At 59.0% G+C, this 21,112-nt stretch carries 14 protein-coding genes; 3 read left to right on the forward strand and 11 right to left on the reverse strand.

Going from position 1 to position 21,112, the window contains the following annotated elements; translation table 11 throughout:
* Positions 1–49: 49 nt before the first annotated feature.
* The 5 genes from H4684_RS11025 to H4684_RS11045 form a co-directional block, all read right to left on the reverse strand.
* A complete protein-coding gene (locus H4684_RS11025) occupies positions 50–568 on the reverse strand; it encodes a response regulator (protein ID WP_092192140.1) in 519 nt (172 codons plus the stop codon).
* Positions 565–4,344, reverse strand: a complete 3,780-nt coding sequence (locus tag H4684_RS11030) for a response regulator (RefSeq protein WP_192623767.1) — start codon at positions 4,342–4,344, stop codon at positions 565–567. Before H4684_RS11030 ends, H4684_RS11025 begins: the two co-directional genes overlap by 4 nt.
* A gap of 69 nt (positions 4,345–4,413) precedes the next feature.
* The gene (locus H4684_RS11035; protein WP_161949121.1) at positions 4,414–4,833 is read right to left on the reverse strand and encodes a response regulator; all 420 of its coding nucleotides are present in this window, start codon (positions 4,831–4,833) and stop codon (positions 4,414–4,416) included.
* Positions 4,830–6,587: a phosphate ABC transporter substrate-binding/OmpA family protein gene (locus H4684_RS11040; protein WP_192623768.1), complete on the reverse strand. Its 1,758-nt coding sequence runs from the start codon at positions 6,585–6,587 to the stop codon at positions 4,830–4,832. Before H4684_RS11040 ends, H4684_RS11035 begins: the two co-directional genes overlap by 4 nt.
* A 37-nt stretch (positions 6,588–6,624) precedes the next feature.
* On the reverse strand, positions 6,625–7,116 hold the full coding sequence (locus H4684_RS11045; RefSeq protein ID WP_092192148.1) for a PilZ domain-containing protein: 492 nt from the start codon (positions 7,114–7,116) through the stop codon (positions 6,625–6,627).
* A gap of 691 nt (positions 7,117–7,807) precedes the next feature.
* Between H4684_RS11045 and phrB the strand changes: the two genes are divergently transcribed.
* The 3 genes from phrB to H4684_RS11060 are packed head-to-tail and all read left to right on the forward strand — an operon-like array spanning position 7,808 to position 15,172.
* Positions 7,808–9,166, forward strand: a complete 1,359-nt coding sequence (gene phrB, locus H4684_RS11050) for a deoxyribodipyrimidine photo-lyase (protein WP_192623769.1) — start codon at positions 7,808–7,810, stop codon at positions 9,164–9,166.
* A gap of 16 nt (positions 9,167–9,182) precedes the next feature.
* On the forward strand, positions 9,183–10,958 hold the full coding sequence (locus H4684_RS11055; RefSeq protein ID WP_192623770.1) for an autotransporter assembly complex protein TamA: 1,776 nt from the start codon (positions 9,183–9,185) through the stop codon (positions 10,956–10,958).
* Positions 10,958–15,172 carry a translocation/assembly module TamB domain-containing protein gene (locus tag H4684_RS11060; protein ID WP_192623771.1) on the forward strand — a complete coding sequence of 1,405 codons (4,215 nt, stop codon included), beginning with the start codon at positions 10,958–10,960 and terminating at the stop codon, positions 15,170–15,172. The genes H4684_RS11055 and H4684_RS11060 overlap by 1 nt, the downstream gene beginning before the upstream one ends.
* A gap of 41 nt (positions 15,173–15,213) precedes the next feature.
* Here the strand turns inward: H4684_RS11060 and H4684_RS11065 are convergent, their stop codons facing one another.
* From H4684_RS11065 to H4684_RS11090, 6 genes are all read right to left on the reverse strand, one after another.
* Positions 15,214–15,465: a hypothetical protein gene (locus H4684_RS11065; protein ID WP_092192156.1), complete on the reverse strand. Its 252-nt coding sequence runs from the start codon at positions 15,463–15,465 to the stop codon at positions 15,214–15,216.
* 2 nt (positions 15,466–15,467) lie between these two features.
* A complete protein-coding gene (locus tag H4684_RS11070; RefSeq protein ID WP_192623772.1) occupies positions 15,468–17,576 on the reverse strand; it encodes an ATPase, T2SS/T4P/T4SS family in 2,109 nt (702 codons plus the stop codon).
* Positions 17,577–17,635: 59 nt separating this feature from the next.
* Positions 17,636–18,625 (reverse strand): ketol-acid reductoisomerase, encoded by a 990-nt coding sequence (ilvC, locus tag H4684_RS11075; protein WP_092192160.1) that lies wholly within the window; start codon positions 18,623–18,625, stop codon positions 17,636–17,638.
* A gap of 61 nt (positions 18,626–18,686) precedes the next feature.
* Positions 18,687–19,175 (reverse strand): acetolactate synthase small subunit, encoded by a 489-nt coding sequence (gene ilvN / locus H4684_RS11080; RefSeq protein ID WP_092192162.1) that lies wholly within the window; start codon positions 19,173–19,175, stop codon positions 18,687–18,689.
* A gap of 9 nt (positions 19,176–19,184) precedes the next feature.
* The gene (gene ilvB / locus H4684_RS11085; protein WP_192623773.1) at positions 19,185–20,873 is read right to left on the reverse strand and encodes a biosynthetic-type acetolactate synthase large subunit; all 1,689 of its coding nucleotides are present in this window, start codon (positions 20,871–20,873) and stop codon (positions 19,185–19,187) included.
* Positions 20,874–20,879: 6 nt separating this feature from the next.
* The gene (locus H4684_RS11090) at positions 20,880–21,110 is read right to left on the reverse strand and encodes a DUF465 domain-containing protein (RefSeq protein ID WP_092192166.1); all 231 of its coding nucleotides are present in this window, start codon (positions 21,108–21,110) and stop codon (positions 20,880–20,882) included.
* Positions 21,111–21,112 lie beyond the last annotated feature (2 nt).

Raw genomic sequence — 21,112 nt, forward strand, 5'->3', positions numbered from 1 at the left:
CGGGAAATGAGCATCCGGTCCCGTGAAACGACAACTCATGGACAAGGGATCAATCCAGATATGGGGAGGAAAGGCCGTCGTTGTTCTGGCCCGACATGGCCCTTATCTTCATGATCAGCTCGTCGCGCTGCTGCTTGTATATGTACCGCTCCGAATGGCAGCGGATCCGGGCAACCAGATCGGTTTTGTCCGGCAGCTTGATCATGTAGTCGTTGGCTCCAAGAGCGATGGCCTTCTTCTTGAGCTCGGGCTCCTCGCGGGCCGACAGCACGATGAGGGGCACGTCGCGAAAATCCTCGCTGCTCTTGAAGAACTTGACCATGGTCAGCCCGTTCACACCCGGCATGACCAGATCGAGCATTATCACGGTGGGCTGGACACCGATGGCGGTTTCCAGGGCCTTGTCCGGCTCCTTGCAGTAGTTGAAGATGATGTCCGTCTCCGAGGAGAGCTTGATACGCATGGCTTCGCCTATCAAGAATTCATCATCAATGAGCAGGACCGATATCGGCAAACTGGTCACATACTGATCCGCAATGGAATCTACGTCCTGACTGTACATGTTCATCCTTTGCGCTCCACGATATGTACATTTTCGAGATACTTGATCATCTCTTTGAGCAATTTCTGAACTTCATCCGCATTCTTCTGCATCCCGGCCGTTTCGATCTTGTACCCGATATGGCTCAGATAATCAAAACCATAGGTACTCCCGAGCCCCTTCTGGCTATGGCCGTGACGGCAAATGACATCAAAGTTCTTCTCGGGCAATGCTTCCTGCATTTCGGCGACATTAGAATGCATGGTGTCCATGAAGAGAGGCACGAGCTCGTAAAGCTCGGCATCAACCTCGACCGTGTAATCCTGCACGTCCTCGGCGATCTCCTCGGGCACCGAGGCCGCCGGCACCGGCTCCTCGATTTCATCTTCGATGAGGTCGGCCTTTATCTCGTAAACGATGTCCACCCGCTCCAGGTAATTGCCCAGCGCCAGCAGCAGATCGGCAAGCTGTTCGGCATCCCGGGCCTCGGCGGCGGTCTGGATTTTCCGTCCGATGATGCTGATGTACTCGAAACCGTAGGTGCTGCCGAAGCCCTTGTGGCTATGCCCGAAGCGACGCATGGTCGGGAAATCCTTCTGGGCCAGAGCCTTTCCCATGAGCTCCAGATCCTTCTGCATGGCGTCCATGAGAAACGGAATGAGCTCGGACATTTCCGGCGCGACGTGAACCACATAGCGTCCATCCACCGGCGCGGGCAGATCATCCCCGGTCACCTCACCGGAAGCCTCCCCGGCCTGGATCTTCTGCGTCGTGCCCGTGTTCATGAACACGGACAGGTGGTTGACCGCCTCGACGACCACGGCCGCCTGCCTGCTCTTGGCCGCGCTCTCGATGATCTTGCCAGCCTGGCTGATCGCATCCACGGCGTAAGTGCTGCCCAGCCCCTTCAGGCTGTGGCCGCAACGCTGCATCGTGCCGAAGTCCTGGGTCGTGATGGCGTCGGCCAGCTGTGCCTGGAAATCACGCACGGTGCGCAGAAAGAGCGGTCGCAGATCCTGCAATTCTGGATCGATCTGGACCGGAGAGTCCTGTTCGTCATGAATGGGCGTGATCTCCGTGACCAGCAGGGGCTCTGGTTGCGCGATCAGGGATTCGCGCTGTCCTGCGAAGAGATCGATGATGTTGATGAGCGCCTGTTTCTTGATGGGCTTGGCCAGGAATTCAGTGCATCCCGCGTCCATGGTCTTCTGCCGGTGTTCCTGGAAGGCGTGGGCCGTCAGGGCGATGATGGGCGTCTTGTATTCGCGTTTCTCCTGTTCCCAGGCGCGGATGCGGCGCGTGGCCTCAAGGCCGTCCATGACCGGCATCTCCATGTCCATGAGCACAAGGTCGAAGTGTTCCTCGGTGAACTTCTCCACCGCGATCTTGCCGTTCTCGGCATGCACTATGGAGACGTTGCTGCTCTTGAGAAAAAGCTCGACCACCCGCCTGTTGGCCTCGACATCGTCGACCAGAAGCACCTTCCAGCCCTTGTCGTGCAGGTCCGTCATGCGCCTGCGCTGGGATTCGGACACCACCTCGTAGATCTTGTCGTGCAGAACGACGTCCCGCTCGCTCTTGAGGATATACGACAGCGGGCCGAAGTCGGTCGCCTTGGGCAGCCGCGCAAGGTCCTCGGCGGCCTGCACCGCCAGGACAAGGTTGGCCACGGGAATTCCCTGTCCGATGAGCAGATGCGCGATCTCGATTCCCGGCACGTTGTCGACCATGGAATCGATCAGGATGGCCTGGAAGGCAAAATCCTTCTTGTGCGCGTTCAGGGCGTCGATGGCCTTGGCCGCCGACGGACAGGAGACGGGGACAAGCCCCCAGCCGCGCACCAGCGAGCTTATGCTCCCCCGGCCTTCGGGCTGGTCCTCGATGATGAGCAGATGCGTGTCCGCCGGAATCTTCAAACGGAATTCCGGCTGCCTGACCTCCTGGTCGGGGGCGAGAGGCACCTTGAAGAAGAAGGTCGTTCCCTGTCCGGATTCACTCTCGACCCAGATCCGTCCGCCCATGAGTTCCACGAGCTTCTTGGAGATGGCCAGCCCAAGACCCGTGCCGCCGAATTCACGGGTCGTCGAGGAGTCGGCTTGCGCGAAGCTCTCGAAGACGGTGTTCAGCTTCGATTTTGGAATCCCTATGCCCGTATCCTTGACCGCGAAGAGGCAGCACGGCGCCCCGTCGTCCATGACGGACTCCGACACGGACATGGTCACCCCGCCAACGCTGGTGAACTTGAGCGCGTTGCCGACAAGATTGATGACGATCTGCCGGATGCGGGTCGGATCGCCGATGTAGCGTTGCGCCAGGCCTTCTGAAACCTTCTTTTCGAGTTTCAGGGACTTCTCCTCCGCCCGATAGACAAAGAGTTTGTTCACGTCGTCCACAAGCTCGCGCAGATTGAACGGAATGGATTCGAGCTTGATCTGGCCGACCTCTATCTTGGAGAAATCGAGGATGTCGTTGATGATGCCCAGCAGAAGTTCGCCAGCGGAGCTGAAAGTCTTGACGTATTCCAGCTGATCCTCGTTCAGGCTCGTCTCCTGAAGCATCTCGGCCATGCCCAGAATCGCGTTCATGGGAGTACGGATCTCGTGGCTCATGCGGGCCAGAAATTCGCTCTTGGAGCGGGTGGCCTTGTCGGCCTGGTCCTTGGCCACGCGCAGGTCCTCGGCGTGCTGGCGCAGCAGTTCGCTGGCCTTCTTGCGATCGGAGATGTCCTCGATGACGAAAATGACGCCCCGGCTCAAATCCTGCGGGTCGATGGCCTTGGCGGAAACCTGACTCCAGAAGACGCTGCCGTCCTTTCTGCGGAACTGATACTCCAGCTGGGTGATCTCCCGCTCGGCCAGCCGGTTGAAGAATTTTTCATTGAATTCATCAAAGTTCCTGCCGGAGACATGGAGTTTCTCGGGGCTCACAAGGGGCATCTCCACCACCGAATAGCCGAAAATGTTCGCGAACCTGCGATTCGCCCGGATCACCTTGTGATCGGAGCTCAAAACCGAAATGCCGACCAGCGAGTTGTCGAAAATGGCCTGCAACTCATGGTAGGCGTTGTTCAGGTCTTCCGTGCGCGCGTCGACCTTCTCTTCAAGGCTCTTGTAGAGTTCCTTGAGGCTGTGGCTCATGATGTTGAAACCGTGGGCCAGAACCCCGAGTTCATCCCGGCGCTGATCCAGGTTCGTGGTCACGAACTCGCCGCGCGACAGGCTCTGGGTGAGAACGGAGAGATTGACGACCGGCAGAATGTGCAGGCGGTTCAGGAAGACGTACAGAAAAAGCGCGATCAGGCCGAGCACCACGGCAAAAGCGGCCACGAGGCGAATGGTGGTCGCCTGGACCTCCTGCCGCGCCTTGTCGATGAACATGCCCAGCTTGACCTGGCCGATACTTTTTCCTCCCGTGAGGATGTCGCGGGTGACCACGCTCACGTCCCGGGCGCTGTAGGCGCTCATGAGGTCGTCCCTGGTCAGCCCGACCCGGACCTCGCCCTTGAGAAAGGATTTTCCGACCGGATCGACGATCTGGCAGTACGCGACAAGGGGGGAATACTCCGCCTTGATGGCCAGCTCCTCCAGCAGATAGATGCTTTCCCGCTGGATGGCGGGCACGCTTGCCTGGGCGACCATCTCCGCCTGCTCCATGCCCTGCCTGCGGATGTCGTTTATGAGAAAGTCGAGCTGCGTGACATAGATGAAATACCCCAGTGCAAAAAAGCATATGGCCAGAATGAACTGAATCCCAAGATGTATCTTGAACTGGAGCAGATTAAAAAATGATTTTTTTCTTTCCATATCCTACTCGTGCTGTAGCCGCCGACGGCAAGGCAAAGGTTTCATGAGATTTCGTCCGCCAGGAGAACATCAGGGCAAGGCCAGCACAGCCTGCACGGCATCGAGCAGGTCTTCACGCTTGATGGGTTTGCTCAAGCACTGTTTCGCGCCCATAAGCCGCGCCCACTTCAAATAATCCGTGGCGCCGCCCCTGCCTCCGGCGGACATGGCGATAATGCGAATCCGGCTGTTTTCCTTACGCAATTCGCGGATGATCTGAATTCCTTCCTTGTCCGGCATGATGAGATCGGTGATGACCAGATCAAAATCCTGGGACCGGTACAATTTGAGCCCTTCCTCGCCATCTCCCGCCTGAACGACATTGTAGCCGGCGGAAATAAGGATCTTGGCCAGGGCCAGACACATGAGCTTGTCGTCATCGATGACAAGAATATTCTGCATGACCGGCTCTTGTCCGGAATCGAAGCCATGGGCATTTGGTTGCGTCATTTGATCCATATCTCCACACGTCGATTTTTTTCTCTTCCGGCGCGGATGTCATTGCGGTCTACCGCGCCCTCTTCGCCGGCGGCCAGGACAACGATATCCTGCAACCTCCTTTTGCCCAGTGCCTCGGCGACGGCTTCCGCCCGCTTGCGCGAAACCGCCAGATTGGAGGCATAGGCCCCCACCGAGTCCGAATAGCCAACCAGGACAATCGTCTTGCCCGAATTCTTCGGCTCCTTCATCATGGCCACGATTCGGGCCAAATCCCTGCCACCCTGTTCATCCAACTCCAGATTTCCGGATTCAAAGCGGAAAACAAACGGCAGTTTCTGCGCCCCGTACACACCGTCGAGGTAGTCCTGCAGAACAGTCCTGCGGGCGCTCTCGGGCACCGCCTCACCGTCAAACTGCACCAATGGCGGAAGCGATTTCAAAGGGGGGGCTTTCAAAACGGGCGGAGGCTCCGTTGCCGGCAACTGCGCAAAAGAGGATTGCGAACCGTCAAGCGGGGTGTCCCGATCCGCTGAGGATGCGTCCCCTACGACCTCGCTGTTCCTCACGAATCCGAATTTCTTGACCACTTCCTGGCCGACGGGGCCCAGGGCAACGCGAATGAAGTCGCGGGCGTAGACGTTGTCCGTCGTGGCCCGAAGATAGAGATACAAGTTCCGGCCGGCCGGATAGACAAGCTTGCGGATGGAATCGGGCGTGGGTGCGACCGCGTCGGAATCCGCACCCGGCTTGAGGGGCATCTCGCGGCACTGGTTGGCCATCGTGATGCTGCTGAACCCGATCGCCCAGGGATCCTGGGAGACAAGCTCGGGCAACATTTCATGGATGTCGACGACGCGGGCCGAGGTAACAAAATCTTTCCCATTCAGAAAAAAGTCTTTGACGAAACGGCGTGTCGCAAAATTCTCCCGCAGGACAAAGACCTTGATCGGTGCCGAAGGGCCGCCCACCTGCTCCCAATTTGAGATCTCGCCGGAAAAAATGCCGCCTACCTGCTCAATGGTCAGGGACGGGACGGGATTGTCCTTGTGCACGAGCACCGCCACGGCATCCATGCCCAGCCTGTGTTCGCTCTGCGCCGTGATGACCCCTTCGCCGAAAATCTTGGCGTCCACGGCGGAGAGTTTGTGCACTGCCATGGCGATGTCGCAGTCTCCAGCCTTGAGGGCGGAGAACCCTGCGGCCGTTCCCTGGCCGCTTATTTCGATGGCGCGAATTTCCCGGGCCGCGTAAAAAATTCCTTCCACGGTCATTTCATCGGCGCTTTTGCCGGGAATCCTGCGCACTTCATTGGCACCGATATTCGTCAAATAAAATTCGGCCAGCTCCGGCACAAGACGGCTTGCAAGCGTGCTTGCTCCCGACAACTCGAGGATGGTCTGCGTGGAATACTGGACAGGCTTGTAAACACCCTCGACCCTGGCTCCGGTTTCGTCTTTTTTGAGCACAACGGGCGGGGGAGTCTCCCAGCCGGGAATCGGCTTGAACTCGACTCGATAAAGGTTGCCGGCCTCGTGAAGATCACCGGCCCCATGCCACTGGCTCAACAGTCTCCACTGCCCTCCTCCGACGGCAGCCTCCTGCGGAAAAATGGACACGTGCGCGACCGGATTGACGGACCCAAATGAAAACAGGTCCGGCCTGAGAAAAAAAGTAACCGCCGCACCCATGACGGCGAGAGCCAGCACTGCCAGAAAGAAACCAAAAATTTTTCCAGACGATCCAGATCCGTCCATGTCAGCCATATATACCGCTCCTCTTCGCCATCATCGTGATTTGAAACTATTTGGGAAGAATGTATTTTCCGAGAGCCTTGTCAAAACCACTTTCATCCTGAAAAAGAGCTCCGACTTTTGATCCTCTTATGGATTCTATCGATATCTTTTTCTCCATTCTTGAGCGCTCATCATCATCCAGAATAAATCTCAATACAAAAATAGATCCGACATCAAAATTAAATTTATTGTATTCGAAACCAATTCCAGTCAGAGATATGTCAGTTATTATAACATCACCTACAGGATCAATAGATCTTATAGAGTCAAATAGAAGCCCATGTATATATGTTTCTTTTCTGTAATATTTCCTAAAATTGAAAGAAACCTTGAATTTATACGAACATCTTCGACACGTTGCGTTCACATTCCAATGATAAACATCTTTAATTCTCTCAACTGCAACGTCTTTCTCCAACTTGCATTGTGGGCAGGCAAAAGACACCACCATTTTGTTATGCACGAAAACTTCAACATCTGATATTTTGTCGTCGCTCATATATTTTTCTTCATGTTAAAATTAAGATGCCGAAAATACGTCGTAAAATGCAGCTCTTTAAAAAAAGAATCTTCATGACCCAAGGCCCGAAAAATCACATAAAAAAACAGCACACCGGAACCCGGACTGTTTGTGCGAAATGACACGCGCAGCCGCTCGTTTCAAGCTAAAAATCACATTGTGAACAACTGGCGAAGCAAATATCTGTTCACGAAAAAAACGACCCGAAACCGCATGCCTCTCTTCAAGGACAAAGACCGCGAAAAGCGCTTCGGAATTCGGCCTCTCGCAAAGAAACGAAGCGGAACTGCCACGAAAATTGTAGCCGCAATGAATGCGACACCGGAAACACAAGATTCGGAAGTCAAAAAAATCGTTGAAATCTGTTGAATATCATTACAAATTCGAGTCGATAATGCAATCCATATAATCAGATTATCTCTTTCCCTGCACGGACTGCAAGGACCTCTTTTGCGCCATGGATTAAAATGCAATGCACGCGCAAAATGTACCAAAACCCCAATTGACAGCACAGTGCAACTGAACAAGGGTCATGTTGCATGTCATGCACCGCGTATCAGGGCAGCCGAAAGACGAAACGAACCCGTCTTGCCCGCCAAGGGCGGCCACTCGTCTTGAATGCGTGCAAGACAAACAATTTCAAAGGGCTGCCCCAAAGGAAAGACTCCGCATGAATCCACGCCGCGTACACATCCTCAAAGACGTGCCTGCAACCCGGGGGCCGGTGCTTTATTGGATGCACCGGGATTTTCGGGCCCGGGACAACTGGGGGCTGACCTACGCCCGCCTGCAGGCGCTAAGGACCGGACAACCCGTGGCCGTGATCTTTTGTCTGGCTCCGGAATTTGCGGACGCGACAGCGGTGCATTTCAATTTTCTGCTCGATGGACTGACGCAAACGGTGCACGCCCTCCGGCAACAGAACATCAGCTTTTTTGCCCTGACCGGAAGTCCCGGACTTGAAATCGCAAGTTTTGCCCGCAAGCACGGGGCCGGACTTATGGTCACGGATTTCGATCCGCTGCGCGTCAAGAGGCGATGGCATGAGGATCTGCTTTCGGCCTGCGAGCTACCCGTGCACGAGGTCGATTCGCGCAACATCGTGCCCGCACGCGTGGTTTCAGACCGGCGCGAGTTCATGGCGCGAACCATTCGTCCCAAGATCAAGCGCCTGCTGCTGGAATTCCTGGATGAATTTCCCGAGCTGCCCGCGCATCCGCATGATTGGCCGACAGCACCGCCGGAGCCTGACTTTCCCGTGTTGCGGTCAAAAATCAGGAATGACGCCCCACGGCAGAATCTGCTTGTCGAGCCAGGGGAACAGGCCGGCCAGGCCGTACTCCACAATTTCCTGAAAAGCAGGCTGCCCTTGTATGCCAAGCGCAACGACCCCAACCAGGATGTCTGCTCCAACCTCTCCGCGTACCTGCATTTCGGCATGCTTTCCGCCCAACGCGCGGCGCTGGAAACCCAGTCCTGCGGGCTTGCCGGAGAGCACGTCGATTCATTCCTTGACGAACTCATTGTCCGCCGCGAGCTTTCGGACAACTTCTGCCTGCATACCCAAAGCTACGACACCGAGGACGGCTTCCCCGCCTGGGCCAGGGAGAGCCTGCACAAGCATCGCAACGATCCGCGCCCCGTCATTTACTCACCGGAGGAACTTGAAAAGGCAGGGACCCACGACCCGCTCTGGAACGCCGCCCAGACCCAGATGCTGCGCAGCGGCAAGATGCACGGCTACCTGCGCATGTACTGGGCCAAGAAAATCCTGGAGTGGTCCCCCTCGCCGGCCGAGGCCCTGCGCACGGCCATTCTGCTCAATGACCGCTACAGCCTCGATGGCCGGGACAGCAACGGCTATACGGGCATTGCCTGGTCCATCGGAGGAGTGCATGACCGTGGCTGGACCGAACGTCCGATTTTCGGCAAGATCAGATTCATGAACTACGCAGGCGCGCGCCGCAAATTCGACGTGGACCAATACGTAAGGACCTGGATCGCGCCCCAGGATGACGCATCAATCTGACCCCCAGGAATCACGAATGTCCTTTTTGCAGGCCCGAATTCTTCTCTTGCTGAGCCTGACCCTGCTGGCCTCCCCATTTTTTGCGACTTCGGGCGAATGCGCGCCCATCGAATACACGGTCGAAATTCCGGCCCTGCCAGGCGGCCTCACCCCCCTGCTCTCCTCCGTCTCGGACTGCGTGGACCTGCAGAACAATCCTCCCGACACCCGGGGCCTGCTGCGCAAGCGTGTGGCCAACGACATCGACTCCTTCATGGACGCCCTGAAGGCCAAGGGATATTTCAAGGCTGAGGTCACGGGCGAATTGGACACCAACGTCACCCCGCATGTCGTGCGCTTCCAGATCGATCCCGGCCCGCGCTTTGTTTTCGAGAAGCCCCGGCTAGTCCTTGTCCCGGACGATTCCGCCCGCGAGCATCTGCGGGATGCCCTGCACAGGATCAAGGCGGGCGAGAAATATTCCTCCGGCACGATTCTGGATGTTGAAACGGCGCTTCTGGAACGCCTCAAGGAACACGGGTACCCCTCGCCCGTGGCCCGGGAAAAAAAAATCGTCGCTGACCATGCCACGGACAAAGTCGCTGTGAGCTTCACCATCGACACCGGACCGGCCGCGTCATTCGGCTCCACAAGGATTCTGGGGCTTGAAGATGTCTCGGACAGGGTCGTCATCGCCGAACTGGCCTGGGAGGAAGGGAGCCCGTATGACCGGCGCAAGGTGGACAAGACCCGCGAGCAACTCATCCGCACCGGTCTTTTCCGGTCGGTACGCATCGACGCGGACCACCCGGAAGGATCGACGGCCGTGAACATGAATCTGATACTGCTCGAAGCCCCGCATCGGAGCGTGCGCGCGGGTCTTTGGTATTATTCCGATCTGGGGCTTGGCACCAATGTAGGCTGGACGCACCGCAACATTTTCGGAGCCGGACAGGAATTGCGCCTCGATGCGGAAATCGCCGAAACCCTGCAAAGGGCCAAAACCGACCTGATCCTGCCCCGCATGTGGCATCCCCGTCAGAATCTCGGATTTTCGGCCCAGTACGAGCACGAACTCACCGACAGTTACGAAGCCACCAACCTTTCCCTCTCGGCTCTCGCGCGCCGGCCTTTTTCGGAACTGCAAGTCGGCTACGGCCTGGCCTATCGCCTGACCGAGGTGGACGACGAGGAACTGCGACGCTTCAATCTGATCTCCGTCCCACTGATCGCCGAATTCACCAATGCCGACAATCTGCTGGATCCCACCAGCGGGCTGACCCTGGCCGCGCGCATGGAACCGTTCACCGACATCGGGCAGAGGGAAACATCCTTTGTACTTTGGAATCTTTCGGGGCGGCATTACCTGCCGCTGACCAAAAACAAATCCATCGTCCTGGCCACACGTGGACGTTACAGCCTGCTGGCCGGAACCAACCGGGACAGCATCCCCGAAGACATGCTCCTGTACGCCGGTGGCGGGGGCTCGATACGCGGTTATGCTCATCAGTATGCAGGCGAACTCGACGAGGATGACGATCCCTTGGGCGGCGTGAGCGCCGTGGATTTTTCAGCGGAACTACGTTTTCGCATCAACCGGGAATACGGAGTCGCCCTTTTTGGAGACGGTGGCGGGGCCTTTTCCGGCCGCAACCCCTCGGACAGGGAGGATTATTTCTGGGGAGCCGGGGCCGGACTGCGCTATTACACACCCATCGGGCCGATCAGGGCGGATGTGGCCGTGCCCCTTGACCGCAGGGACGGCGTGGACTCTCCATTCCAGATTTACATCAGCCTCGGGCAGGCCTTCTGATGAATCACGCAACGATCAAACGCCTGCGAAAAACCTTCACGATCCTCGCGGTCTGCGTGCTGCTCGGCGTCGCATGCGCGGGCCTGATCCTGGGCACTGACAAAGGGCGCCAAGGTCTGCTGGACTCAATCTCCAGTCTCGCCGCCGCACCGGACTTCGGCCTGAAAATGGAAGGCCTGCGCCTTGGCGACACCTGGACCCTGGATCGGGTGACCGTCAGCGATGCCCGTGGCCCCTGGCTTGACGCCGAGAAGCTCGGAGTCCGGCCGCTCCTTGGCGAGTTGCTCCGGGGCAGGATTTCCCTGGAGCATGTCGGCATCATGCGCCTTGAAATCACCCGCCTGCCTGAGAGCGAAGAAACTGCTGACACCTCGGCCCCCCCGGGCCTGCCCCCTTTGCGCATCGGCGCCGTGGACATCGAGCATATTCGCCTCGGGCCGGACGTCGCCGGGCGCGAAGCCCTGCTCTCCCTGCACGGCGCGCTGTCCCTGGACCAGGACGAGCCTCACGCCCGGGTGCGCGTGGCCCGACTGGACAGAGCGCAGGATGCGGCGGAACTCGATGCGCGACTGCATCTTCGCGAGCGGACCCTGGACCTGCGCCTTAACCTGCATGAAGAGCCGCAGGGCCTTCTGCACTCCGCCCTCGGCATGAACGGCACACAGGGCATCATCCTGCAGGCGGCGGGCAGCGGCCCCTTGAAGGAATGGAACCTGAATTTCGAGTCCATGATTTCCGATGTCGCGCAACTGAGCGGCAACGCGACCGTCAACCTGGATGCCGATGCCGACGTCGATCTGCGCGCGCTGATCACGCCCGGTCCCGCCTGGAACCCGTTCACGGGTCTGCCGCAGGAGAGCTTGACCCTAATGGCCAGGGGGACGTGGCGCAGTCCGGTCCTGCACATTGCCCGGATCGATCTGCAGAGCGCCCTCGGCAACCTTGACGGCAACGCCACCTGGAATGTCGAAAGCGGCATCCTCGAATCCGGGGCCAATGCCCAGGGCGTGGCCCTGTCCTGGCTCATGCCCGATGACATCCAGGCAGGCCCCGTCAACGCTTCCGCCACCCTGCGGCTGGACCCGCAAGGCATGCGCGCGCAGGGAAAAATCCTGCTGCGCGACATGGATCTTGCCGGGCACGCCGTACCCGCCGTCACGGCGCACCTATCCCTGGATCTGCCTGCCGGGACGAAAGACTGGCAGGTCCAGACCCAGCTCGACGCGCTGACCCCGACCCTGCCCGAAGGACTACGCGCATGGACGGCCTCCGCCACCCTAGGCGGCGAGGGCACGGGCTTTTACGCCAAAGAGCTGCGCCTGGAATCAGACCGGCTGGGACTGACTGGCAACGGCACCCTCGATTCTCTCGTGAGCATGAATACACGGCTCGATCTGCGCCAGGTGCCAACCGGCCTTGGCCCCCTGTCGGCAATTCTCGACACGAAATTGGAGGGTCGGCTAAACCTTGCGGCTTCAAGCATGAACGCCAGCTTTGAAGCCACGACCATGCAGTTGGACGGCTTGCCTGAAGAGCTTGAAATGCTGCTTGGGCCAAACAGCCGTCTGCTGGCCAAGCTCAGCCTTTCCCCGCAACTGCTCGACGTGCACGAGGCGCGGCTCCAGGCGCGGACAACGGCGGAAGCAAGCGGCCAGTACGACCTGGAAAAAAACACGTTTCAGACCAGGCTTGGAGCCGCCTTCCCGGAAATCAGCTTCCCCGCCCTGCGCATCGCGCAAGGGACGACCCTGCGCGCCTCGGCCTCGGGCAGCCCCGAATCCTTCGGGCTGGACCTTGTCGCGGGCAGCGCCAGGATCAGCTCGGGGGAGCGTACCCTGTCCGATGTCACCGCTGCGGCCACGGTGCGTGGCCTGCCTGCCAAGCCCATGGCCACCCTGGACGCGAAAGCCATGGCCGGACAGGACCCCGTCAGCCTGGAATTGCGCATCGCGCCCGACAAAAATCTGATCCGCGTCGCCGAATGCACACTGCGGCTTCCGGAAACAGCCCTGCATTTCAACGGCTCCCTTGATCCGGACGCGATTCTTTTCACCGGGGACGCCGATTTTCAAAGCACTGATCTGAGCGCCCTGGGACGCATTTTGGGCAGCGAACTTGAAGGCGAACTTTCCCTGCAGGCCCGTCTCGACACGCTCAAGGGGAAACAAACAGCCACACTCGAAGGGCGGGGAAAATCCCTGTCCGCCTTCGGGACACGTATCGGCGAAGCTTCCTTGAGCGGCACGCTGGCCGACCCCGGACTGCCAGGCTTGATGGATATCGAGCTTGAAATGCGCTCGGCGGGTCTGCCCGGCATGCAGGCCGACATCATAAACGCGAGGATGCGTGGCGTGGCGACAGGCTACGGATTCGACATCGAACTGAGGCACGCTTCTCCCGAGGCTGATCTCTCGGTCCGGGGGGAGCTGTCTTCGGATCTGACCGGCCTTGCCGTTGAACAGCTTCGCGGAACCCTGCTGCAACAGGAACTGCTGCTGAAGTCTCCCTTCGACATGAGCATCACGTCCTTTGGAGCGAGCTGGCGGGAAGCTGACCTCAATTTCGGTCCGGCGCGCCTGCGGAGCGCAGGCGGCATCTCTAAAGAAATGACGAACATCAACGCCGAGCTGACCGATTTCGACCCCGCGCTGTTGTGGCCTCTCTTCCCAGACCTGCCCAGCGCCGTCATCAACGCCCGCCTTGACGCCACGGGCGACCCTTCGAACCCAGACGCCCGACTGCGGATACAGGCCGAAAAGATCCGTCTGGAATCCTCGGGCCTTGGAAATCTGCCCCGCCTGAGCGCCACGGCCGACGTGCGCCTGCGCCAAAACATGCTGGACGCACGCGCGTCCCTGACCTCGGAAAGCGCCATCGAACTTGACGCGAACCTCTCAAGTCCCATGCGGATCGACCTCTTTGCGCCTGCCTTCCCGTCTGACGCCCCTCTGTCCGGGCAGCTCAAAGGCCAAACCAGGCTCATGCTCTTGCCGCATGTTCTGCGCCTGGACGATCAGACTCTGGATGGAAATTGCACTCTTGATTTTCGGGTGAACGGCACCTGGTCAAATCCGGGGCTCGATGGCACGGCAAGCGTCCGAGACGCTCGCTATGAAAACTTCCGCAGCGGGACCGTCGTGCAAAACCTGAACATGAACGCCAAGGCCGCCGGATCGACCCTGTCGCTGGACCTGTCCGCAACGGACGGCGCCGAAGGCACGGCCGAGGCAACAGGACAGGTGGACCTGCTGACCCTGGAACACGTGCTTAACGTGCTCTTCAACAACTTCCGTCTGCTGCGCCAGGATCTGGTGCAAAGCACGGCCAAGGGCGACCTGCGCCTGCTGGGAAATCTGGACGGGACGGAACTGAGCGGCAAGATGACCCTCGACCCGACCACGGTTCGGCTCCCGGCGAAAACCCCGGCTGACCTGGCACAGGTCGAAGTCGTCGAAATCAACGTCAAGAACCCTCGCCCAAAAACCGAGGGCAGGACTTCGGACTTCCTGCTCGGTCTTGATCTGCGGGTGGCCATTCCGGCCCGCCTGTTCGTTCAGGGGCGAGGTCTCGAATCGGAATGGTCCGGGAACCTGCACATCCGGGGCAACCATTCAAAGCCCGTCATCAACGGCGAAATGAACCTGCTGCGCGGCAAGTTTGATTTTCTCGACCGCAGCTTCACCCTGACCAAGGGCTCCCTGTCCCTCAACGGCGAGACCCCGCCCAACCCCTTCCTTGAAGTGCTCGGGGAAACGCAGATCCTCGAAAACCTCATTCAGGTCCGCATCAGCGGTCCCGCCAGGGATTTTCGGCTGAACCTGTCTTCGATTCCGGCCCTCCCGCAGGACGAACTGCTGGCCCTGATCCTTTTCGGCAGGTCGCTCAGACAGATATCCCCGCTGCAGGCGGTGCGCCTTGCCCAGGCCGCCGCCGAAATGACCGGCCTTGGCGGCGCAAGTCCGGATTTCCTGGACTCCATCAAATCCAGCCTGGGGCTGCAGGAAGTGGACGTGACCAAGGACGACGAAGACAACACCGCCCTCGGTGTCGGCGGCTACTTCGGAGGCAAATATTACATTCGCACCCAAAGCAGCGTGTCGGGGCAGGACAGGACCAAGGTCGAAGTGCAGCTCAGTCCGAAAATCAGCGTGGAAACCGAAGTGGGATCAGATTCCCGGCAGGGCGGGGGCGTGATGTGGAAGCTCGATTATTGAATCAGTGGTGACAAAGCAGAGCGCGGTTTTCCGGCAGCCTGCTAAAGCTCGTCGTCGGGATCGGACGTGGCGGGTGCGGCCTTGATGGTCAGGGTCAGCACATCATGGAGCACCTTGCCCCGTTCCTGGGCCAGCTGCTTCCATTTCTTCTTTTCCTTCTTCATGGCCTCGATGGTCAAAAGCAGGTCCTGAATGGTGTGGGCGGGATATCCGTACTTGCCGTGCTTGCCCTTGCGCAGTTCTTCGTCATTGCGCTCCTTGAGGGCCCTAAGTTGGCTTGAGGAAAGTATCATGGCTAACCGCTCGCTGCCCTGACCTGATCCATGTCCGTCAGCCCCTGCAGGACCTTCATCATGCCGTCCTGCTTCAGCGTCAGCATGCCTTCGGCCACGGCCTGGGCGCGGATCTCCTCGGTGGGCTTGCGATGTTTGATCTGATTCTTGATGCCGGATGAATTGACCATGAGTTCATGCACTCCCACCCGGCCCTTGTAACCGCCCACGCACTGCCCGCATCCGACCTTGCGATACAGGGTCCGCTTGCCTTCCAAGAACTCCCTGGCCTGAACTTCCCAGCCCAGGCCGAACTCAAGGCCCATCTCCTCGATTTCCTCGTTTCCCGGAGTGTAGGCCTGCTTGCAGTTCGGGCACAGGGTCTTGACCAGTCGCTGGGCCAGAACACAGAGCAGCGAATCCGCGAAGTTGAACGGATCCAGATCCATGTCCAGCAGGCGGGTCACCGTTTCGGGAGCGGAGTTGGTATGCAGGGTGGACAGGACCAGGTGACCGGTCAGGGATGATTCCACGCCGATGTGCGCCGTTTCCTTGTCGCGCATTTCACCGATCATGATCACGTCCGGGTCGGCGCGCAGGAAGGAGCGCAGGGCCGAGGCGAAGGTCAGGCCGATCTTGGGATGGACCTGCACCTGCCGCAGGCCCTCCTGCGTGATTTCTACCGGGTCCTCGGCGGTCCAGATCTTGCGCTCGGGGGTGTTTATGTAACTCACAGCCGAATGCAGGGTCGTGGTCTTGCCCGAACCCGTGGGACCGACCACGAGGATGAGCCCGTAGGGCTTGTAGATGAGCTTCTCGAAGGCCGCCTTGTTCTGCGGCAGCAGCCCGAGCTTGTCCAGCGGCAGCGGCTTGCCCGAGGCCAGCACGCGCAGCACCACGTCCTCCATGCCTTCCAGCGTCGGGATGGTGGCCATGCGGTATTCCACGACCTTGTTGCGATCGGGCAGCTTGATCTTGATCTTTCCGTCCTGGGGCAGGCGGCGCTCGGCGATGTCCAGGCTGGCCATGATCTTCAGGCGCGAGACGATGGGCCTGGCCAGGGGCAGGCGGACCTTGCGAAATTCGTAGCAGGTCCCGTCCAGTCGGAAACGGAACATGCAGTAGCGGGACTGGGGATTGGGCTCGATATGAATATCGGACACGTTCTTGCGCCAGGCCTCCACCAGGAGGGCGTTGACCATGCGCACGACCTCGCTGTCCTGGTCGCTCAGCTCGGCCTCGTTCTCCTCTCCAGCCGAGACGATGTCGGCGGATTCGACATCCTCGTCAAAGGCGGCGGCCAGATCCTCGCCCGAGCTGAACTGCTTGTAGAAGTGCTCGATGTACTGCTCGATGTCTCCGGCCAGCGTGACCTTGGCCTCGACGTTGGACGTCCCGTAGATGAAGCGGATCTCATCCAGGCGGCCGAGGTCGAAGGGGTTGGTCATGAGCACGGTGATGGTGTTTCCTTCCTGGGCAAAGGGAAGCCAGCCATTCCGTTTGAGAAAGTCCGGGTCGAGCCGGCGCTTTTCGAAAAGCTCGAAGGGCGGCTCCTTGCCTGCGGAAAAGGGGACAAACTCCGTGCCGTAAAAACGGGCCAGGCTATCGCCCAGATCCTTCTTGGCGATCTTGTATTCCTTGAGCAGCAAGGCGTCCGAATCCTTGCCCTCCATGGACAGAACAGCCGAGAGTTGTTCCGCGGTGATGAGATTCTTTTCAAGAAGGTGGGAATAACGGCTGCTGCTCGACGCGACGGGTCGGGGAGTCAGGGCCTTGATGCGCTGCTCGATGCCCGGAAAATCGGGATCGAGAATACGCACTTTCTCAAAAATGGACCGCGCTTCCTGGTGGTTGTCCTGATGCAGGAAGATGAGACCGGCGCGAAAATAGAGCTTGGCCGCGACCTTGGGAGGATAATCGTTTTCACCCAGGATCTTGAGGGTTACCTCGGCCTGTTCCTGGACCTTGCCGAGCTTGTTCAGGCTGTCGAGCATGAGCCGGACCATGTCGTAGCTGCGCACGCCATGAGAATAGCCGCTCCGGCAGATGTTCAGGACTCCGGCATAGTCATCCTTGGCGAACAGATTCCAGGCCTGGGAGAGAAGTTGCTCTTCACTCTGCGGATTATCCATGCATCTCGCTCATACGTTGGTACGGGTTCGGGCGGCCGAAAGACGGCCGCCCGAGGGGATTATTTCTGTAACCAAGCCATCATTTCGCGCAGGCTGTCTCCAACCTTTTCCACCTGATGCTCGTGGCTCTGACGCCGTCTGGCCAGGAAGAAAGGCAGATTGGCCTTGTTTTCCAGGATCCAGTTGCGGGCGAAGGTGCCGTCCTGAATCTCTTCGAGCACCTTCTGCATGGCCTTGCGGGACTCATCGTTGATGACCCGGGGGCCGGTCACGTAGTCACCGTATTCGGCCGTGTCGCTGATGGAGTGATGCATCTTCTTGAATCCGCCCTCGTAGAGCAGGTCCACGATGAGCTTGAGTTCATGCATGCACTCGAAGAAGGCGATCTCGGGCTGGTATCCGGCCTTGGTCAAGGTCTCGAAACCGGCGCGGATCAGTTCGCTCACACCACCGCAGAGCACGGCCTGCTCGCCGAACAGGTCGGTTTCGGTCTCTTCGCGAAAAGTGGTTTCAAGCACGCCGGAACGGGTTCCGCCGACGCCGGCCGCATAGGCCAGGGCCTTGCCCAGGGCCTGCCCCGTGGCGTCCTGATAGACGGCCACCAGACAAGGCACTCCGCCGCCCTTCTCGAATTCACGGCGCACCAGATGGCCCGGGCCCTTGGGCGCGATCATGACCACGTCCACATCCTTGGGGGGGATGATCTGGTTGTAGTGGATGTTGAAACCGTGACCAAAGACAAGGGTCTTGCCCGGGGCCAGATTCGGAAGGATTTCCTCTTCGTAGACCTTAGGCTGATACTGGTCCTGGACCAGGATCTGGATCAGGTCGGCCTTCTTGGCCGCTTCGGCCGCGCTGACAGGCTCGAAGCCGTGCTCACGCGCCAGCTGCCAGTTGGGTCCGCCGGGACGCTGGCCGATGACGACCTGCACACCGGAGTCGCGCAGGTTCTGCGCATGGGCGTGCCCCTGGCTGCCATACCCGATGATGGCCACGACCTTGTCCTTGAGTATATTCAGATCGGCGTCCTTGTCGTAATAAACTTTCATGTTGTCTCCTTCTCTCGTGAATATTGATACCCGAAAAAACGGGTCCTCAGCCAATTGATCTTCAGTCGGCAAGCTGCATGCTGCGGCGCATGGCCACGGTCCCGGCGCGGATGAACTCCTTGACGCCGAAACGCTGCAAAAGGGCCACCACGGCCTTTATCTTGCCCTGATCACCGGTGATTTCAAGGGTCAGCTCGTCAGGGCTGACATCAACCACCTTGCACCTGAAAATATCCGCTATGCGCAGCACTTCCGCGCGCTTGGCGTCTTCCGCACCGACCTTCATGAGCACGATTTCCCTCTCGACCGCCTGCAAGTGCGTCAGATCGACGACCTTGATGACGGTGATGAGCTTGTGCAGCTGCTTCATGATCTGTTCGATGATCTGTTCGTCACCGCTGGTGCAGATGGTGATGTGGGAAACTCCCGTCTCCAGGGTCGGGCCCACGTTCAGGGATTCGATATTGAATCCCCGGCCGCTGAAAAGGCCGACCACGCGGGACAGAACTCCAGGTTCGTTCTCAACAAGTATGGATAAGACATGTCTCATGGCGGCCTCCTAAACCAGCAACATTTCCGACAGGGCCGCGCCTGCCGGGACCATGGGCGCGACGTTTTCCTCCGGCTCGACGCGTACATCGACGATGACCGGACCCGGATAGGCGAAGGCAGCTTTAAGCGTCGCCTCCAGATCCTCGGCCTTGTCGACCAGGAAGCCTTCCGCTCCGTACGCCTTGGCCAGGGCCACGAAATCGGGATTGGTATGCAGGCAGGTGGCGCAATAGTTCTTCTTGTAGAAAAGTTCCTGCCATTGCCGGACCATGCCGAGGTAGCCGTTGTTCAGGATGACGATCTTGACCGGCACATTGTAACTGACCGCCGTGGCCAGTTCCTGGATGTTCATCTGGATGGAGCCATCGCCCGCGATATCTATCACCAGCTTGTCCGGAAAGGCGAACTGAGCCCCGATGGCCGCCGGAAAACCGTAGCCCATGGTTCCAAGGCCGCCGGAGGTCAGAAGAGTGCGCGGCTTGCGGTAGGTATAGAACTGCGCGGCCCACATCTGGTTCTGACCGACCTCCGTCGCGATGATGGCCTCTCCCTTGGAGAGCTCGTGGATCTTCTCCACCACCCACTGCGGCTTGATGGTCCCGCCGTTCTTGGCATAGCCTAGCGGATGGGAGGCACGCATCTCGGTCAGGGACGCGTTCCAGACCTCGTGCTTGGCCTGCCAGTCCACACCCTCGATCTTCGCCGCTTCCTCGATGAGCCCGGCCAGGCCCTGCTTGCAGTCCGCGACGATGGGCACATCCACGACCACGTTCTTGCTGATGGAGGTGGGGTCCACGTCGATGTGAATGATCTTGGCCCGGGCGGCGAAGGAATTGATCCGACCCGTGACGCGGTCGTCGAAACGCGCGCCCACGGAGATGAGCAGGTCGCAGTTGTTGACGGCCATGTTGGCCGTGAACGTCCCGTGCATGCCGAGCATGCCGAGCCAACCGGGATGATCGCCCGGGAATGCGCCAAGCCCCATGAGAGTGGTCGTGACCGGCAGGTGAAATGTCTCGGCCAGCTGCTTCAGTTCGGCGGCGCTGTCGGAGGAGATGACTCCGCCACCGGCATAGATCACGGGCTGCTTGCAATGGGCGATGAGTTCCGCTGCCTTGCGCAGCTGCTTGCGGTTCGGGTTCACGTTGGGATTGTAGCTGCGCAGACTTATGGTCTCGGGATAGGAAAACTTGGTCTTGGAATTGACCACGTCCTTGGGCAGATCGATGAGAACAGGACCCGGCCGACCTGTCCGTGCGATATAAAATGCCTGCTTGATGGTCGTGGCCAAGTCGCCGACGTTCTTGACCAGATAGTTGTGCTTGGTGCAGGGCCGGGTGATGCCCACGATGTCGGCTTCCTGAAAGGCGTCGTTGCCGATCAGGTGCGTGGGCACCTGCCCCGTGATCACAACCATGGGAATGGAATCCATGTAGGCCGTGGCGATCCCGGTCACGGTGTTGGTCGCACCGGGTCCGGAAGTGACCAGGCACACGCCCACCTTGCCCGATGCCCTTGCAAAACCGTCGGCTGCGTGGACCGCGGCCTGTTCGTGACGGACCAGAATATGTTTGATCGGGTGCTTGGGGAGCTCGTCATAAATGTCGATGACCGCACCCCCGGGAAACCCGAAAATGAGATCAACCCCTTCCCGCTTCAAACACTCCATTAGAATCTGGGCACCGGTGAGGACCATGGCTTCCTATCCCTCCTGACGTTTGTATTTCTCAAGCAAAGTCTGGATCCGGGTCTTTCCGGCCAGCTTTTTCTTCTTGTATTCCTTCACTTCCAGATCTTCGGCAGGGGAAAGCACTGCTTTGCCCGAGTAGCGTTCCAGAATTTTTTCAAAACCAACATGTTCCTCCCACAGACTCTTGAGTTCCTCGTCGTGACCCAAATTCGCCGCAATCAGTTCGAGGTCTTGCTGTTCCATAG

The sequence above is a fragment of the Desulfomicrobium macestii genome (assembly GCF_014873765.1).
Taxonomy (GTDB): domain Bacteria; phylum Desulfobacterota; class Desulfovibrionia; order Desulfovibrionales; family Desulfomicrobiaceae; genus Desulfomicrobium; species Desulfomicrobium macestii.

Excerpts from the sequence above, each read along its gene's own strand:
- H4684_RS11025 (WP_092192140.1), bottom strand. The coding sequence starts at position 568 with ATGAACATGTACAGTCAGGACGTAGATTCCATTGCGGATCAGTATGTG.
- H4684_RS11030 (WP_192623767.1), bottom strand. The coding sequence starts at position 4,344 with ATGGAAAGAAAAAAATCATTTTTTAATCTGCTCCAGTTCAAGATACAT.
- H4684_RS11035 (WP_161949121.1), bottom strand. The coding sequence starts at position 4,833 with ATGACGCAACCAAATGCCCATGGCTTCGATTCCGGACAAGAGCCGGTC.
- H4684_RS11040 (WP_192623768.1), bottom strand. The coding sequence starts at position 6,587 with ATGGCTGACATGGACGGATCTGGATCGTCTGGAAAAATTTTTGGTTTC.
- H4684_RS11045 (WP_092192148.1), bottom strand. The coding sequence starts at position 7,116 with ATGAGCGACGACAAAATATCAGATGTTGAAGTTTTCGTGCATAACAAA.
- phrB (WP_192623769.1), top strand. The coding sequence starts at position 7,808 with ATGAATCCACGCCGCGTACACATCCTCAAAGACGTGCCTGCAACCCGG.
- H4684_RS11055 (WP_192623770.1), top strand. The coding sequence starts at position 9,183 with ATGTCCTTTTTGCAGGCCCGAATTCTTCTCTTGCTGAGCCTGACCCTG.
- H4684_RS11060 (WP_192623771.1), top strand. The coding sequence starts at position 10,958 with ATGAATCACGCAACGATCAAACGCCTGCGAAAAACCTTCACGATCCTC.
- H4684_RS11065 (WP_092192156.1), bottom strand. The coding sequence starts at position 15,465 with ATGATACTTTCCTCAAGCCAACTTAGGGCCCTCAAGGAGCGCAATGAC.
- H4684_RS11070 (WP_192623772.1), bottom strand. The coding sequence starts at position 17,576 with ATGGATAATCCGCAGAGTGAAGAGCAACTTCTCTCCCAGGCCTGGAAT.
- ilvC (WP_092192160.1), bottom strand. The coding sequence starts at position 18,625 with ATGAAAGTTTATTACGACAAGGACGCCGATCTGAATATACTCAAGGAC.
- ilvN (WP_092192162.1), bottom strand. The coding sequence starts at position 19,175 with ATGAGACATGTCTTATCCATACTTGTTGAGAACGAACCTGGAGTTCTG.
- ilvB (WP_192623773.1), bottom strand. The coding sequence starts at position 20,873 with ATGGTCCTCACCGGTGCCCAGATTCTAATGGAGTGTTTGAAGCGGGAA.
- H4684_RS11090 (WP_092192166.1), bottom strand. The coding sequence starts at position 21,110 with ATGGAACAGCAAGACCTCGAACTGATTGCGGCGAATTTGGGTCACGAC.